The sequence below is a fragment of the Actinoalloteichus sp. GBA129-24 genome, assembly GCF_001941645.1.
Classification (GTDB): Bacteria; Actinomycetota; Actinomycetes; order Mycobacteriales; family Pseudonocardiaceae; genus Actinoalloteichus_A; species Actinoalloteichus_A fjordicus.
The window spans coordinates 7,058,561-7,076,015 of the sequence record NZ_CP016077.1 but is presented as its reverse complement, the minus strand read 5'-3'; the positions used below and the strand labels follow the sequence as shown (position 1 = coordinate 7,076,015).

The window sequence follows — 17,455 nt, the reverse complement described above, 5'->3', positions numbered from 1 at the left end:
GCCACCCGCGCGCGGCGGCCATGACGACGAACGCCCCCCGCCGAGGCCGGCGAAGGGCGTTCGAACAGCCGGGACAGACGCTAGCGGGTCGAGCCCTGCGCGTCGGGCAACGGCGTCCCGGTGGCGGTCTCGTCGGTGGGGACATCGGCACGGGCATCCGATCCGACCGCGCCGACCGCCTGCGTCTGGCCGCGTCGGACCGCACTGAGCAGCAGCTGGGCGACGTCCACGACCTCCACGTTCTCGCCCTGGCCCTCACTCTGCTTCGCGGTCACGCCGTCGGTGAGCATCACGCGGCAGAACGGACAGCCGGTGGCGATCTTCGTCGGCGCGGTCCCGAGCGCCTCGTCGACCCGTTCGACGTTGATCCGCTTGCCGACCCGCTCCTCCATCCACATCCGTGCACCGCCCGCGCCGCAGCACATCGAGCGGTCCCCGTGCCGGGGCATCTCCCGCATGGCCGCGCCGGAGGCGCCGATCAGCTCGCGCGGCGGGCTGTAGACCTGGTTGTGCCTGCCGAGGTAGCAGGGGTCGTGATACGTGACGTCCTCGGCGACGGCGGCCACCGGGACCAGCCGCCGCTCGCGGACGAGCCGATTCAGCAGTTGGGTGTGGTGGACGACCTCGTACTCCCCGCCGAGCTGGGAGTACTCGTTGGCCAGGCTGTTGAAGCAGTGCGCGCAGGTCGCCACGATCTTGCGCTTGTGCTTCTCCCTGCCCTCGAAGACGGCGTTGAGCGTCTCCACGTTCTGCTGGGCCAGCATCTGGAACAGGAACTCGTTGCCCGCGCGTCGGGCCGGGTCGCCGGTGCAGGTCTCGTCCGGGCCCAGCACCGTGTACTTGACGTCGGCCAGGTGGAGCAGCTCGGCGACGGCCTGGGTGGTCTTGCGGGCTCGATCCTCGAAGGCGCCCGCACAGCCGACCCAGTACAGGTACTCGACGTCCTCGGCCAGCTCGCCGTCGAAGACGGGGACCTCGAAGTCCAGCTCCTGGGTCCAGGCCAGCCGGTCCTTGGCGTTCTGGCCCCAGGGGTTGCCCTTGTTCTCCAGGTTCTTGAACATCCCGCCGAGTTCGCTGGGGAAGTTCGACTCGATGAGCACCTGGTAGCGCCGCATGTCGATGATGTGGTCGACGTGCTCGATGTCCACCGGGCACTGCTCGACGCAGGCGCCGCAGGTGGTGCACGACCACAGGACCTCGGGGTCGATGACGCCGAGTTCGTCGAGCCCGCCGACCAGCGGACGTTCCGCCTCGGCGAGCACGTCGCGGTGGATCGCCGCGATCCTCGCCTCCGCGTCGTCGCCGGTGATGCCGACCTCGTCGCCCGCCATGTCCTTGCTGCCGCCCGCGAGCAGGTACGGGGCCTTCGCGTAGGCGTGATCACGCAGCGAGGTGATCAGCAGCTTCGGCGACAGCGGCTTGGCGGTGTTCCACGCGGGGCACTGCGACTGGCAACGGCCGCACTCGGTGCAGGTGGAGAAGTCCAGCCAGCCCTTCCAGCTGAAGTCCTCGATCTTGCCCGCACCGAAGACGTCCTTGTCGGGGTCGGCCTCCTCGAAGTCCAGCGGCTTGCCGCCGCTCATCATCGGCTTCACGGCGCCCAGCGCGACGGCGCCGTCGGCCTCGCGCTTGAAGTAGATGTTGAAGAAGGCGCTGAAGCGGTGCCAGGCGACGCCCATGGTGAGGTTCCTGGCGATGACGATCGCCCAGGTCATCGAGATCAGGACCTTCACCGTCGCGACGATCGAGATGCCGAGGGCGGAGGCGGGGAGGATCGCACCCAGCGCGTGCGAGATCGGCGCCGCCCACACCGGGTAGGCCAGGTGATCGGTGGCCGCCTTGAAGCCCCTGATGAGCAGGATGCAGACACCGACACCGAGGATGACGGCCTCGACGAAGTAGGCCTGCCAGAAGTTCGAGCCCGCGAAGCGGGACTGGAGGTCGGCGCGGCGGGGGTGACTGCGCTGCCGGATGACGATCAGGACCAGGATGCCCAGCACCGTGGTGGTCGCCATGATCTCGACGAACAGGCCCCACAGGCTCCAGGAACCCAGGATCGGCAGGCTGAAGAACGGATTCCAGGTCTCGCCGTAGGCCTCGACGAGGGTCAGGATCAGCGTGATGAAGCCGACCATCACGAACCAGTGCGCGACCCCGACGATGCCCCATTTGAGCATCCGGGTGTGGCCGACGATCTCGACCAGCATCGTCTTCAGCCTGCGCGGGAGCGGGCCGTTGCGGGTCGGGTCCGGCTGACCCAGCCGGACGGTGCGCACGATGCTCACTGCCGCCTTGATCAACAGGACGAGCGCGACCGCGGTCACCGCATAGCTGATCGCCGCCAGGGCCAGGTGCAGGACGTCCATCCCCGAAGCCTCCAGTCCGAACTTTCGAGTGTGGGCAGCGTACGTCAAGTTACCGGTCGGTAACCACCGTGGTGTCGGCGGTACGACGAGTGTCCCCTGCCCGGACCACGCGACTTCGAGCGCGTTGACGTTCGACAGGATCACCGCGCGATCGTGTCCGTGTTCCCAGGGACGTCCGCCGGTCCCGCCGTTCTGGTGCGCCTGCGGCGGCTTCGGGCCTTGCAGTCTTCGTCGTCGGCGAGCCTGTCGTGGGAGGCGGCGAGCAGGCGGCGGTGCCTTGCCCAGGCCGGATTCGAGCAGGCAGCCGAGCGAGCGGACTAGGGTGACGGCCCGCGCGTGTCGGTCGGTCCGAAGTCCCGAGCCGTGCCGGAGCTGCCCGTGAGCCCGGTCCAGTGTGGACCGCCGGCGGCGAACCGCCGCGCCCGGCTCGGCGTGGAGCAGGCCGGGGTCGCCGTTCTCGGCCCGTCCCTCGTGCGAAGAAGACGTGACGGGTAGTCGTGCGTCGACATCGGCCCGGACGGCCCGGACGCGAGAGAGGGCGGCCACTCCGATCTGGAGTGGCCGCCCTCTCGGTCGTTCAGCGGTTCATCGAACCGGTATCACCGGGTATCAGGCGATGCCGTCGGTGCCCGCGGCGTTGCGACGCCGGAACTTGAGCGCCATGAAGGTTCCGCCTGCGAGTGCCACGCCGCCGATGATGATCAGCGGGAGGATGAAGTTCGCACCGGTGTCAGCCAGGTCGTCCTCGTCCTCGTCCGGAGCACCGGCACCCGGGCCTTCCCCGTCACCGTCGCCGGGCGGCGTGGTGGGGGGCGGGACCTCGCCGTCTTCGTCCAGCACGATGTAGGTCACGCTGGCGGTCGCGGAGTCGACACCGTCGATGACCTGCACGGCGGTGATGGTGTGCGAGCCCGCGGGCAGCGCGTCGACGACGTTGACGGACCAGTTGCCATCGGCGTCGGCGTCGGAGCTGCCGATCTCCTTGTCGTCGACCGAGACGGTGACGATCGCACCGGCCTCAGCGGTACCGCTGACGGTCGGCGTGGCGTTGTCGCTCTCGGCGCCGTCGGCGGGCTCCAGGATGGCCGGAGCGGCCGGGGCGACGAAGAAGGTGAGGCTGGTCTCCTCGGAGGTCCAGCTCTCGCCGCCCACCGTCAGCGACTGCGTCGCGGTGACCGAGTATTCGCCGACCGGCAGCGCGTCGTTGGGACGAAGCTCCCAGGCACCGTCAGCGTCGGCCTGAACCTCGGCGGTCTGGTCGTTGATCTGCACGGAGAGCGTGGCGAACGGGTTCGCGGTACCGCTGATGACCTGCTCGTCCTCGCCGACGCGCTGGCCGTCCTCGGGGGACTCGATGACCGGCGCGTTGACCTCGGTGAGAACGGCGACGCCGTCCAGGTGGGGCAGCACGTCGGAGGTCAGCGAGACGCCGAGCGAGATCGGGTCGATCGGGTTGCCCTGACCGTCCGTGATCTCGCAGCCGCCGTCGGCGTTGCCCGCGGCAGCGGAGGTGATGCCGACGGCGAGGGAGCCCGCGACGATGGCACCGCCACTGTCACCGCCCTCGGTGCAGGCGCTGTGCTCGAAGCCGTCGATGTCGACGAGGTTTCCGTTGCCGTCGTTCACGCCCTCCCAGGTGGTCGCGGCGTGTGTGATCTCGCCACAGGTGTACTGGGTGGTGCGGCCCGACTTGCAGACCTCCATGCCCTCGATCGGCGCGACGACCCCGGTGAGGGTGGTCGTGGAGCCGTCCCAGGTGTTGACGGCCGGGGCGATGGTGTCGCCGGTGACGTTGATGGTCGCGAAGTCGGTGTTGTTCTCACCGAAGGACACGACGTCGAAGTCGCCGAGGCGCTCCAGCGGCAGCGTCGGCTCCTGGCCGGGGGTCTCCCGGTAGGCGACGCTGTAGTCCTCGTCGCCGTAGCAGTGCCCGGCGGTCAGGTACAGGGGGCTGCCTGCGGCGTTGTACGCCGGGAAGCCGAAGGAGCAGATGCCGAGGAGCTGGTCCTCGGCCTGGTTGCCGGTGAAGTAGCCGTCGCCCGCGTTGATCTCGACGAGCCTGCGCTCGGCGGTCTCCTGCTGGGTCGTGACGTCGACACCGACGTTCGGGACCTGGCCTGCGAGGCCTGCGGCCTCTTCGCCATTGGCGAGGGTCACGACGACCGAGCTGCTCTGGACGTCGACCGAGACGCCTGCGACGAGGCCGCCCTGGCCGGACGCCCACGAGGCGAGTTCTGCGCTCGCGGCGTCGAGCTGGCTGAGGCTGGGTCCACCGACCTCGACCTCGGCACCGAGATCGACGGCGACCTGCGCCGCCGCGTTGTCGGTGACCTTGACGTGGAGCGAGTTCGTGTCCGAGTTGAACCACGAGCCGCCGAAGCTGTCGCCCAGTTCACCGGCGAGCCGGGTGCTGGTGATCGACGCGTTGCCTGCCGCCGTGGCCTGCTCTGCGTATGCCTCGGCGCTGATGCCGAGGTCACGCTCGATGGCGACCTGCATCTCGGAGGGGATCGACTCGACGTTCACGTCGGCGCTGCTCAGCGGGGACGCATCCTCGGTCTGGGCGCTTGCGACGCCCCCGAAGGCCCCCAGAGTGACAACACCGGCGGACAACGCCGCGGCGAGCAGCCCCCGACTGGGACTTGCCTTGCTCATTTAGCTCCTTCCCCAGTGCCCCAGCCCCCCGGTTGGGATCACACGTTCAGGTGACGAGGGGACCGTAACCTCACGGAAGGTTGGCACGGGTGGTGCTCGTGAAAATAGGCACGAAGTTGACCTGTTCGTTATATACGCAGCGTGCGGGTTCGTTGACCGTGCGTCTGGCTTTGGGTGATGCGTCCGAAATGTGCGTGTACCCTGCGAAGCCGCCAGTCAGCTGCCCCGCTTAGCTCCATGGAGTGATCGCATTGTCACTTCAGGTGAGATTCGTGCGTGGCAATGGGGCGGCTGGGGCACGCGAGCGCGACGAGGCAGAGCGATTTCCCTGGTGCGCCAGGGGTCCGAAGAGCGTCGCGGTCGATCTTCGAGTGATCGATCCGTGATCGGCTGCCGAGGGTGACGCCGATCGCCCCTTCGGCGGCCTGTCGATCCACCTGGTGGGACGGTGCGAGCGGCCTGCGCACTCGCTCGGCGGGCGGGCGTCCCCGATCCGCGGGCGTCGGCGACTCGGGCGGGCTCGGAGCGACTTCTCGGCGCGAGAGTCTGCGGGGCGATACGGGGCGATAGCGGCAGGCCGAGCCCGACCCCTCCGGTGGCGTGACCGGCCGGCCGGTGCCGGGCGACCCCCGCCTCGCCTGGCGTTGGGGTTGGATCGTGATCCGCGTCTCGTCGGGTCAGGCGAGGGCGGACTCGGGAACTTCTCCCCGATATCCTGCGTTCACAGGCAGGAAGGTTGAGTGGAACTCGCTCAAGTCGCCGTCGTGGGCCTGTAGGTCTGCCAGACTTGAGCGTGAGCCGCTCAGGCTCTGACACACACGTCTTTTAGCTGGAGGTTCCTCGATGTCGCGTGCGGTCGGTATCGACCTCGGTACGACCAACTCGGTTGTCGCCGTGTTGGAGGGTGGTGAACCGACGGTCATCGCGAACTCCGAGGGTTCGCGGACGACGCCGTCGGTCGTCGCGTTCGCGAAGAACGGCGAGGTGCTGGTCGGCCAGTCGGCCAAGAACCAGGCGGTCACCAACGTCGACCGGACGATCCGCTCGGTCAAGCGGTACATGGGTACCGACTGGACCGTGGAGATCGACGGCAAGAAGTACACCTCGCAGGAGATCAGCGCCAGGACCCTGCAGAAGCTGAAGCGGGACGCCGAGGCCTACCTCGGCGAGGAGATCACCGACGCTGTGATCACCGTGCCCGCCTACTTCGAGGACGCCCAGCGGCAGGCCACCAAGGAGGCCGGGACGATCGCGGGGCTCAACGTGCTCCGCATCGTCAACGAGCCGACGGCGGCCGCGCTGGCCTACGGCCTGGACAAGGGCGAGAAGGAACAGACGATCCTCGTCTTCGACCTCGGCGGCGGCACGTTCGACGTGTCCCTGCTGGAGATCGGCGACGGCGTCGTCGAGGTCCGCGCCACCTCGGGTGACAACCTCCTCGGCGGTGACGACTGGGACCAGCGGGTCGTGGACTGGCTGGTCGAGAAGTTCAAGTCCTCGCAGGGCATCGACCTGACCAAGGACAAGATGGCCATGCAGCGGCTGCGTGAGGCCGCCGAGAAGGCCAAGATCGAGCTGTCCTCCTCGTCGACGGCCGCGATCAACCTGCCGTACATCACGGTCGACTCCGAGAAGAACCCGCTGTTCCTGGACGAGACGCTCTCCCGCGCCGAGTTCCAGCGCATCACCTCGGACCTGCTCGACCGCTGCCGCGCGCCGTTCGCCAACGTCATCAAGGACGCGGGCGTCTCGATCTCGGCCATCGACCACGTCGTCCTGGTCGGCGGCTCCACCCGGATGCCCGCCGTCGGCGAGCTGATCACCGAGCTGACCGGCGGACGCGAGCCCAACAAGGGCGTGAACCCCGACGAGGTCGTCGCGGTCGGCGCCTCGTTGCAGGCGGGCGTCCTCAAGGGCGAGGTCAAGGACGTCCTGCTGCTCGACGTCACCCCGCTGTCCCTGGGCATCGAGACCAAGGGCGGCGTCATGACCAAGCTCATCGAGCGCAACACGACGATCCCGACCAAGCGCTCGGAGATCTTCACCACCGCCGACGACAACCAGCCCTCGGTGCAGATCCAGGTCTTCCAGGGTGAGCGCGAGATCGCCGCCTACAACAAGAAGCTCGGCATGTTCGAGCTGATCGGGCTGCCGCCGTCGCCGCGCGGCCTGCCGCAGATCGAGGTCACCTTCGACATCGACGCGAACGGCATCGTGCACGTGTCCGCGAAGGACCTGGGCACCGGCAACGAGCAGTCGATGACCATCACCGGCGGCTCGGCCCTGCCCAAGGACGAGATCGACCGGATGATGCAGGAAGCCGAGGCGCACGCCGAGGACGACAAGCAGCGTCGTGAGGAGGCGGAGGTCCGCAACCAGGCGGAGACCCTCGTCTACCAGACCGAGAAGTTCATCAAGGACAACGACGAGAAGCTGCCCGCCGAGGCCAAGGAGAAGGTGACGACGGCCGTCACCGAGGCCAAGGAAGCCCTCAAGGGCACCGACGTCGCGGCGATCCGCACCGCAGTGGAGAAGCTGGCCACCGAGTCGCAGACCCTGGGCCAGGCGCTCTACGCCGACGCGGGAGCTGCGGGCGCCCCCGGTGCCGAGGGCGCCGAGGCACCCGGCGGGGCAGGTGCCGGTGCTGGTGCCGGTGCGCAGAAGGACGACGTCGTGGACGCCGAGATCGTCGACGAGGACGACAAGGACAAGAAGTGAGTTCCTCGGACCGAGCGGAGAACGGGGAGAACGAGAGCGGGACGGAGCAGCCGCGGTTCGCGTTCCACGACCGCCGCCGCATCGACCCGCAGACCGGAGAGGTGCGTGTGTCCGAGCCCGCCGATGCGACGTCCGAGAAGCAGGCCGCCCCGTCCGAGAACTCCGCGGACACTGCTGCCGCCGGACCGGACGCGGTGATCGAAGCCGAGGAGACGGTGGACTCGGCCGCCGATCAGCCGGTCTTCCCGACCGAGGACGACGTCGCCGACCTGACGGCGGCGGCCGAGGCGGCAGCCGCGTCCCCCCCGTCGGGGGCGGCCGACCCGGTCCAGGCCGAGTGGGAGGACCTCACCCGGCAGCTCGCCGACCGCACGGCCGATCTGAAGCGGTTGAACGCCGAGTACGCGAACTACCGCAAGCGGGTCGACCGTGATCGGGAGGCCGTCGCGGTGGCGGGTCGGTCTCAGCTCGCCGCCGAGCTCCTCGTCGTCCTGGACGACCTGGAGCGGGCCGAGGCCCACGGTGATCTGACCGGTGCCTTCCGGTCGGTGGCGGACAAGCTGGTCGGGGCACTCACCAAGTCGGGCCTCGAGCCCTACGGTGAGGCGAACGAGCCGTTCGACCCGACGGCGCACGAAGCGGTGCAGCACGACACGTCTCCCGACGTGTCCGGGCCGACCGTGACGATGGTGCTCCGGCGCGGTTACCGGTTCGGCGACCGGATCCTGCGCCCGGCTCTGGTCGCGGTCACCGACTACGAGGCCGCCGCGCCCGCCTCCTCGGCGGCCGCGGCGGACGAGACGCCGTCGAGTGATCAGCAGGCAGGCTCGTCGACCGACGCTGTCGGCGAGTCGGCTGCCAAGGAAGACTGATCGTCAGAAGGGGGGACGTCCGAATGAGCGCGAGAGACTGGATCGAGAAGGACTTCTACGCGGAGTTGGGCGTCCCTCCTGACGCGTCCTCTGACGAGGTGAAGCGGTCCTACCGCAAGCTCGCCAGGGAACTGCATCCGGACGCGAACCCGGGCGACACCAAGGCCGAGTCCCGCTTCAAGGCGGTGTCCGAGGCCTATGGCGTGCTCTCTGACTCGGAGAAGCGCAAGCAGTACGACGAGGCGCGCAGACTCTTCGGCGGCTCGGGCGGTGGCGGCTTCCGTCCCAACAACTTCGAGGGCTTCGGCAACAGCACCTTCGACTTCAGCGACATGTTCGCCAACCGGGGTGGCGGTGCGGCAGGCGGTGCGGGCGGGATCGGCGACATCCTCGGCGGTCTCTTCGGCAAGCAGCGGGGCGCCCAACAGGGCGGTGCCCGACCGCAGCGCGGCGCGGACGTGGAGACCGAGATCCGTCTCGACTTCGTCGAGGCGATCCGGGGCGCCACCGTTCCGCTGCGGCTGTCCAGCCCGGCGGCCTGCACCACCTGTCACGGCTCCGGTGCCCGCCCCGGCACCTCGCCGAGGACGTGTCCGACGTGTTCCGGCGCGGGTCTGGTCACCCGCAGCCAGGGGGCCTTCGCGTTCAGCGAGCCGTGCCGTGACTGCCGGGGCACCGGAAAGCTGATCGACGATCCCTGCCCGGAATGCGGCGGTGACGGCGTCAGCACTCAGACCAGGACGCTGACGGTGCGCATCCCCAGCGGCGTCACCGACGGACAGCGCATTCGACTCTCCGGACAGGGCGAGCCGGGCAGGCGCGGCGCGGCCGCAGGCGATCTCTACGTCCGAGTGCACGTCACCCCGCACCCGGTGTTCGGCCGAGAGGGTGACGATCTGACCCTGGCGCTCCCGGTGACCTTTCCCGAGCTGACCCTGGGCGCCACACTGAGTGTGCCGACCCTGGACGGGCGGGTGTCGGTGAAGGTGGCGCCCGGTACGACCAGCGGCCGCGTGCTGCGTGTCCGTGGCCGGGGCATCGGCAAACGGGACGGTTCCACGGGCGATCTGCTCGTGACTCTCCAGGTCACCGTCCCGTCCCGGCTGGAGGGCAAGGCCGAGGAGGCCCTGCGTGCCTACGCGGAGGCCACCGAGGAGCACGATCCCCGTGCCGAGCTGACCAGACTGTTGGACGACGGACACCGGGGGTGACGCCGACGTGTTCCCCACTGCGGAGGTCGCGACGGTGAGGGCAGGGCTGCCCGGGAGCGTGGCGACGTCCCTCCCTGGGTACTTCGCAGCCGATACCGTCGATGCGATCGTCCCGGCGGCGTCGCGGGTGAGGTGCGTTCTCGCCCCGGTGGCGTGCGTGTCCTCGACAGGCGTGTCCGAGGTGCGCGCCCGCCCGATCCGGGGAGTTCCTCGGACGCCGGGCGACTCGGGGCGTCGGCCTGCTCATGGTCGCGGCCTGCTCCGGGGCCCCGTTCGTGGCGGGGTCGCGCGGCACGGCGCTCGCCAGGAGGACCCACGGCGACCGCAGTTCGATCGCCGTGCCGTGATCGCCGAGCCCGCTCGACGCGGTCGCGGCGACGACGTCGTGACAGCCGAGACCTGATCAGCCGAGTCCTGACAGCGTCAGACCTGAAGCGGAGGAGACGACATGACCGGAATTCCGTTTCCGCCAGGAGTCGACGAGGACACTCCGGTGTTCGTCATCTCGGTGGCCGCCCAGCTCTCCGGCCTGCACGCCCAGACGCTGCGTACCTACGACCGGCTCGGGCTGGTCTCGCCGGGACGCACGGCAGGCGGCGGACGTCGATACTCGGCGCGAGACATCGGCCTGCTACGCGAGGTGCAGCGACTCTCGCAGGACGAGGGTGTCAACCTCGCCGGGGTCAAGCGCATCATCGAGCTGGAGAACGAGGTCGAGGATCTGCGCGCGCAGGTGCTCGAATTGGCGCATGAGGTCGCTGCGGCGCACGTCGCCGCCGAGCAGGCCGCCGCCGCCGTGCACACCTCCTACCGGCGAGACCTGGTGCCGGTACGTCGGGAGACCGCGCTGGTCGTCTGGCGTCCGCAGTCCCGCTGACCGCGCTCGGCTCGGCCGGACGACGGCTCGCTCGTCGCGACTCGGCTCTGGGCGCAGGCTGGAACTCCGTCAGGGGTGGCGGTGCCGGGGCAGGCACCGGTCAGGCCTGCGAACCCGCCGGTTCAGGATCACCGTGACGTGGACCCGGCCAAGGCCGGTCGAGCCGCCCGGCCTGCACGCTCCGACCGTGCCTGCCATCCGTGCCGCGCGCGGAGGCCTGACATCCGCCTGCCGAGCAACGACGGCTCCCGACCAGCGACGCTGATCGGTCGCCTGACCTCGTTCCGTTGTCGGATCGGGCTCCACCCAGCCATCGGCGGGCGAGCGGGAACGGGAAAGCACGCAGTGCGCGATCCATAGCCGAGCCTGCCCGCCGAGGACGGCCCCTCCAGAACCCGCCATCCGAGTGGTGAACAAACCCGCCGCCGCACCGCCCGCCTGCCGCAGGCGAGAACGAGAACGGCCGGGTCGGAGCTGTCTCCCGACCCGGCCGCCTGCGCTCGATGACGCTATTCGGACGTCACTCGTCGCTGTCGTCGCCGCCACCGCAAACGATGCGGGGCTGCGGGTTGTAGGTGACCGAGCGGGGGCCGTCGCGCCGGACCTCGTTGCCGGAGAGATCGCGGAGGATCCGCGTGTCGGTGACGGTGAAGCCCCCGCCGCCGTTGCTGGGGCTGCACGGCTCGCCCTCGGGGATCTCCTTGGTCTGCGGCTCGGTGGGGTTGGTGCGCGGGCCGGTCACGGACTCGACCTCATAGCGCTTGGTTCCCCAGATCGTGACGGTGACCTCGCTGGGCGTCCAGTTCGTCTGGATCGCCACGCCGGTGTCGCTGTCGTTGACGAAGCCGACGTCGATGACGCTGCTGCCGTCCGGGTTCTGGAAGACGGTCGCCTCGCGGCCCTCGGGATAGCGGCTGATGTAGTAGCTGTGCTCCTGGTGGCCGTTGTCCTGGAGCCCCGCGAAGTAGTAGGCGTTGTAGAGCGTGGTGGCGAACTGGGAGATGCCGCCGCCGACCGCTCGGCCGGGCGCACCGTCCTGGATGATGCCCGCGTCCACGTAGCCCTCGGCCGCGCCACGCGGCCCGGTGTGGTTGTTCAGGGTGAACGTCTCGCCGGGCGGGACGATCGCGCCGTTGACCTCCTGAGCGGCCTGCCGGATGTTGATGCCGGAGTCGGGCGCGAACCCGCCGGTGGTGAAGCTGCTGATCACCTCGTTGATGCCGAGGCCTTCGACCTGTTCGGTGGTGATCTCGGCGGGCTGTTCCTCGTACTCCGCCGGGAGGGTGCGCTCGGCGGCGTCGGCGGAGCGCAGCACGTCGGGCAGCGTCTCCAGCGTCGTCTCCCAGTTGATGCCTCGGCCATCCACGGACGGCTCGATCGTCGGCGATCCGCCGGTGAAGAGGATCTCGGCGTCCTGGCCCTCTTCCTCGGTGTCGGCGAGCTGCGGCGCGAGCGACTCGGTCACCTTGCCCATGTCCAGCTCCGGAGTAAGACCGCCCTCGTCGTCCGGGGTGAAGGTGAGTGCCGAGGCGATGGCGCCCGGCTCCAGCATGGCGTTCTTCCCGTCGCCGGTGATGGTGACGGGCGAGGCCACGGCCGGTGCCGCGTAGTCGGTGATCGCCTGCTGGACGCCCTCGCTGGTCGTGCTCACCTCGACGACGTTGACCGGCAGGTCGAGGCGCCGCCCGTCGGCCCAGCCCGAGTACAGGACGTCGACCGAGCGACCGACGTCGAGATTCTGGCCGTTGACCGGCTCGACCGCGACGGGCGTGGCGCCCTCGAAGGTGATGGTGCCCTCGGCGGGCTCCCGGTTGACCTCGGGTGCCAGTGCCTCCACGGTGCTGGTGAGCGCGGCGCGGTCGGTGGCCGTGACGACGTCGACGTCCCGGCTCGTGAAGAAGGACGAGAGCCGGACGAAGGGGTTCAGCGGCTGATCCTGAACCTGGGTGAGCGTCCGGTCCCAGTCCAGGGTGAGCCCCGCCGACTCCGGGTCGATCTCGGTCTCGACGTCGCCCGCCTGCACGGCGACCGGGTCGTCCAGTCGCGGGCCGATCTCGGTGCGCAGCCGATCCTCGGCGGCGTCTCGCTCCATGCCGCCGATCTCGACCCCCGCGACGGTGACGCCCCGAGGGATGTGGTTGGAGGTGAGCATGAGGTCGGCGCCGTACAGCAGCCCGAGCACCCCGACGGCGGCCGCAGCGATCAGACCGCCACGCTTGACCTTGTCGAGCCTGCGGGCGTACTCGGCGTCGCTCATCGGATAATGAGAGTCCGGCTCGGCGCCGGCTTCACGGCGAGCGGATTCCTGCCGGGCGTGCTCCGCCGCCGCCTCGCTGCCGTCGAAGAGCGCGGTCAGGCCGCCCTGCGGCTCCTCGATCTGCATCGCAGGGCCTGCGGCGATCCGGGGGATCACCACCGTCTGCGGCTCGTCCGCGCCGGGGCTGCCGGGCGGCGGCAGCGTCACCGAGCCGAGCAGCGCGCCTTGGAACGCCGGATCGCCGTTGCGGCCCTGATCGCCTGCCGTGAAGTTCTCGGTGGGCCGGGACGCGTTCAGGTTCGTCGTGGCCTGCTGCGCGTTCTGCGGCAGCGCCGTGGTGGAGATGGCCTCGGTCTGCGCGGCGTATCCGTCGCGGTTCTGGAGTGAGCCCGCTGCGACGTGGGTGGTCGCCGACTCGTCGCCGAGCCTGCCCGTCAGCGAGGACTGGGACGACGGGGCGGGACTGCCGGTGCCCTCGAAGCGAGTGGTCTCGGCGTCTCGGATCGGGGAGAACGTGGTGGTGCGTTCCGGCTCGGCCTCGGCGGCGGGCGGTCGCGTTCCGGGTGCGTCAGGCGAGAGTGAGCCGGAGAGCCCACCGGACAGCGAGCCGCTCAGGGCGGAGCCGTCGCCCTGCTGCGGGCGAGTGCCCTGCGGTCCGGTCCGGTCGCCCGGCTGCGAGCCGTGTTCCGGAGCGCTGCCGCTCAGCGAGCCGGTGAGCGATCCGGAGAGCCCGGCGGTGCCCTGATCGGCCGGGCGGTCCGGTCTGTTCTGCCCAGGCCCGGTCTCCCCGGGCTGATGCTGACGCTGGGTCTGCTGATTCTGGTTCAGCGGCTGCTGCTGACCCGGCTGGCCCGGCTGCTGCTGACCCCCCTGGTGCGGGTTCGGCTGCTGTTGTCCCGGCTGCTGTTGGAACGGCTGGAAGAGCGAGGTGCGCTCCTGCCCGCCTGCCCCGCTCGGCTGGCCGCCCTGCTGTTGTGGCTGTCCGCCCGGTGACTGTCCACCGTGTGACTGAGCACCGTGCGGCTGCCCGGCGGCGGGCGGCTGCTGGATCGGCTGGAACAGGGAGGTGCTCTCCTGACCTGCCTGCTGCCTGCCCGGCTCCTGTCCCGACGACGGCCCCGCCTCGGTCGGCTGGACGGGACGGAACAGCGAGGTGCGTTCCTGGCCCGCCGGGGCCTGCCCGGTCTGCCGTTGTGGCGTCGGCGAAGGGTCGGTCCTGCTCTGATTCGGACCGTGATTCGGCGGGCCCTGCTGCGGTTGCGAGGTGCTCGCAGACCCGGCGGGAGCGGCGGCGGAGCCGTCCGATTCCTGGCTCGGCCGCACCGGCCGGAAGGGAGCGGTGTCTGCGTCTACCGGCGGACCCGCCTGCTGCGCGGGATGTGCCTGCGCGGCCTCGCGGGCGGCGTCGCCGTCGTTCCGCTCGGGCCGTGGGTGTGCTGGTACGTCTGACACGTCGTTAGACGCCGCAGCCTGCGGCGAGGTTGCCGCCGCCGTCGGCGAGTTCGTCTCCCTCGAGGTGAGGAAGGTGGTGTGCTCTGACTCCCCGTGCCGAGTGTTCCGCGGTTCAGACGGGCCAGTGCGCTCCGACACCGCTCCCCCAATCTTTCGTGCTCGATCGTGTGGGGCTTGCAGAGAGTGCCTACCTGCCCATCGTCACATCGGGGTCACGATCACAGATAGAGTCCGGTCCCGTGCTCGGCCTGCTCATGGGCGACCGCATGCAGGTCACGTTCCCGCATCACCAGGTGAGCCTGGCCCTGGATCTCGACCTCGAACTGCTCGTCAGGACTGAACAAGACGCGGTCGCCTGCCTTGACCGCGCGGACGTTGTTCCCGACTCCGACGACCTCGCCCCAGATCAGACGCTTCGCGACCTGGGCGGTGGCCGGAATCACGATCCCGCCACTGCTTCGGCGTTCCCCGTCCTCCGATGTGACACGGACCATGACCCGGTCGTGCAGCATCTGGATTTCGAGCTTCGCTACTGACACTCGCTGGAGTCTACTTGTCCCTCACCTGCTGACGTCACCGTCACGGGTGGCTGAACGCCGAGGAGCTCGGCTACCCGGCTGGGTGCGAGCCCAACGTTACACCGGGTGATCCAGCCCACTCGGCACTAGGGGTAGTCGTTCGGATGCTGAGCGCGCATAGGCGATCGGGGCTCCTCGGGCGCCCTGATGAGGCGGACCTGCGGCGATGTGGATCGTCCTGTGCAGTGCCGCTCATCCGCAGGCGTCGGACGTCCCGGTCCCCGACCGCGCGACCTCCCGGACGACCGCGCCGAGACAGGCCGTCAGAGCCTGTCTTTGATCCTCCTTCGTCGTGAGCGGGGATCAGCGTGGCTGAGCTGCCAGGCGGAGGAAGGAGGCATAACGGAGTTATGTTGACTGACGACAACGCCGCAGATCGCCGCGCTGGCCCCGCGCAACAGGAAAGTGGGGATCAAAGACAGGCTCTATAGACCCCGGCGAGGTCGAGCCCGCTGTGCCTTGCCTCTGACGGCCGGTCGGCCGGGCTCGGTCGGCGATTCAGCTCTCGTGATCCAGGCCGCCCATCATCAGCGGGAGGCGAGTGGCACCGGAGGGCACGACGCGGATCGGGATGCCCCAGTCCTGACGCGCGAGCCTGCATGCCGGGTGCTCCACGGCGGGATCGTCGTCGCAGGCCGCTGCCTGGGCCACCACGTGCAGCACGCCGCCCTCGACGTCGTCGGCGATGACGAGCTGCCGCGTCAGCGCCGTGTCGGTCCCGGCACCGGACACGAGCAGCTCCGGCGGCGACGAGGTGATCTCGACCCTGGTCGACGGGCCGTAGCGCTCGTCGAGCTTCTGACCGGGCGGCGGCGTGAACACCACGGCCAGCTCCACGGGGCCGGGAGCCAGCTCGCTCGGCGGACGCCGCACCTGATGGGCCTGCCCCGCGACCAGCGTGGCCGCGATTCCCGGCGGGATCGGCCGGTCGACGCGATGTGCCGCCGAGCTGACCACCACCAGTTCGTCGTCGAGCAGCGCTGCGCCGGAGGGTTCGGCGAGCCCGTCGACCAGCGTCGACACCGAGTCGGCCGCCGGGTCGTAGCGGCGGAGGGCACCGTTGTAGGTGTCGGCGACTGCGAGGCTGCCGTCGGCCAGCGCCGTCACGCCGAGCGGATGCTGGAACAGGGCCTGGGCCGCCGGGCCGTCGCGGTGGCCGAAGTCGAAGAGCCCGGTCCCCACGGCGGTGCGCACGGTGAACCGGCCTGCCTCCAGACCCACCCAGCGCAGCGCCGAGGTCTCCGAGTCGACGAACCAGAGCCGATCCTCGGTGGCCGCGAGGCCTGCGGGCTGGGCGAGGAAGGCCTCCTCGGCCGGGCCGTCCGACAGGCCCTCGACGGTCGTGCCCGCGAACCGGGACACCGTGCCGCGCCGAGGATCGAAGAGACCGAGGGTGTGATTGCCCGCCATCGCGACGATCACGGCGTCCGCCCGACCCCACCAGGCGACGTCCGTCGGGCTGGTCAGCGGGACCTCGGTCGCGGGTCCGGCGTCGACACCGGAGCGCCACTGCTCCCCGGTGCCCGCCACCGTCTGTACCCGGCCGGTGGTCAGGTTCACCCCGCGCAGCGTGTGGTTGACCGTGTCGGCGACCACCAGGTGATAGCCGACCTCGGCCGCGACGTCCTCGGGCAGCAGCGCCAGGCCCGACGGCTCGGAGAACTCGGCGGTCGCCGAGTCGCCGTCCCGGTCGCCTCGCGTTCCCCGGCCGATCCGACGGAGCACCGTCTCGCCGTCGGCGTCCAGTTCGACCACGCGATGGTGCCTCGTGTCGGCCACCAGCAAGGTTCCGGCCGCCGTCGCGATGGCCTTGCTCGGGAAGCGCAGCGTGGTCTCGGCGGGCTCCGGCGCGACGTACGGGCCCTCGCCTCGGTGCAGCGTCCCCTTCGACTCGTGCTCGGCGATCAGCTCGACGATGACCGCGCGCAGCGCCTCGACGTGGCCTTCGCCCGCCGCGACGTGCACGACGTAGCCCTCCGGGTCGATGACGACCAGCGTCGGCCAGGCCCGGACGGCGTGCGCCTGCCAGGTGATCAGCTCCGGGTCGTCCAACACCGGATGAGTGACCTCGTACCGTTCCACGGCCGCCGCGAGTGCGGCCGGGTCGGCCTCATGCACGAACTTCGGCGAGTGCACCCCGATGGTGACCAGCACGTCGGAGAACTCCTCCTCCAACGGCCGCAGCTCATCCAGGACGTGCAGGCAGTTGATGCAGCAGAAGGTCCAGAAGTCCAGGAGGACGATGCGTCCCCGGAAGTCCTTGATCGAGTAGGACTCGCCACCGGTGTTCAGCCAGCCACGGCCCGCCAGCTCGGGAGCCCGGACTCGGGAACGGCGCAGATTCGATACGGCCATAATGTCCTGAACATACCCGCTGACCAGCTTGTTCCCGGCCGTGTCCAGCATGTGGACCGGGGGCGGGCCTGCGGTGTCGACGGCGGGAAGACGCGGTCGACCGTGGCTACTCCT

At 70.0% G+C, this 17,455-nt stretch carries 9 protein-coding genes; 4 read left to right on the top strand and 5 right to left on the bottom strand.

Annotation, left to right across the window (positions count from 1 at the left end):
* Positions 1-80: 80 nt before the first annotated feature.
* Positions 81-2,366, bottom strand: a complete 2,286-nt coding sequence (locus UA75_RS30435) for a (Fe-S)-binding protein (RefSeq protein WP_075744397.1) — start codon at positions 2,364-2,366, stop codon at positions 81-83.
* A gap of 609 nt (positions 2,367-2,975) precedes the next feature.
* Entirely contained in the window at positions 2,976-5,021 is a 2,046-nt protein-coding gene (locus UA75_RS30430; RefSeq protein ID WP_157434521.1) for a S1 family peptidase, read from the bottom strand.
* A gap of 843 nt (positions 5,022-5,864) precedes the next feature.
* Between UA75_RS30430 and dnaK the strand changes: the two genes are divergently transcribed.
* The 4 genes from dnaK to UA75_RS30405 all read left to right on the top strand — a co-directional run bounded on the left by dnaK (position 5,865) and on the right by UA75_RS30405 (position 10,699).
* Positions 5,865-7,739: a molecular chaperone DnaK gene (gene dnaK, locus UA75_RS30425; protein ID WP_075743149.1), complete on the top strand. Its 1,875-nt coding sequence runs from the start codon at positions 5,865-5,867 to the stop codon at positions 7,737-7,739.
* Positions 7,736-8,611: a nucleotide exchange factor GrpE gene (locus UA75_RS30420; RefSeq protein ID WP_075743148.1), complete on the top strand. Its 876-nt coding sequence runs from the start codon at positions 7,736-7,738 to the stop codon at positions 8,609-8,611. Before dnaK ends, UA75_RS30420 begins: the two co-directional genes overlap by 4 nt.
* Before the next feature lie 23 nt (positions 8,612-8,634).
* On the top strand, positions 8,635-9,822 hold the full coding sequence (gene dnaJ, locus UA75_RS30415; RefSeq protein WP_075743147.1) for a molecular chaperone DnaJ: 1,188 nt from the start codon (positions 8,635-8,637) through the stop codon (positions 9,820-9,822).
* Between the two features lie 448 nt (positions 9,823-10,270).
* Positions 10,271-10,699 (top strand): heat shock protein transcriptional repressor HspR, encoded by a 429-nt coding sequence (locus tag UA75_RS30405; protein WP_075743145.1) that lies wholly within the window; start codon positions 10,271-10,273, stop codon positions 10,697-10,699.
* A 520-nt stretch (positions 10,700-11,219) separates the two neighbouring features.
* Here UA75_RS30405 and UA75_RS34835 read toward each other — a convergent pair.
* The 3 genes from UA75_RS34835 to UA75_RS30390 form a co-directional block, all read right to left on the bottom strand.
* Positions 11,220-14,408 carry a VanW family protein gene (locus tag UA75_RS34835; RefSeq protein ID WP_232251138.1) on the bottom strand — a complete coding sequence of 1,063 codons (3,189 nt, stop codon included), beginning with the start codon at positions 14,406-14,408 and terminating at the stop codon, positions 11,220-11,222.
* Positions 14,409-14,626: 218 nt separating this feature from the next.
* Positions 14,627-14,920, bottom strand: coding sequence for a GroES family chaperonin (locus tag UA75_RS30395; RefSeq protein ID WP_157434688.1), 294 nt, complete (start codon positions 14,918-14,920; stop codon positions 14,627-14,629).
* A gap of 564 nt (positions 14,921-15,484) precedes the next feature.
* Positions 15,485-17,341 carry an NHL domain-containing thioredoxin family protein gene (locus tag UA75_RS30390; protein ID WP_075744395.1) on the bottom strand — a complete coding sequence of 619 codons (1,857 nt, stop codon included), beginning with the start codon at positions 17,339-17,341 and terminating at the stop codon, positions 15,485-15,487.
* Positions 17,342-17,455 lie beyond the last annotated feature (114 nt).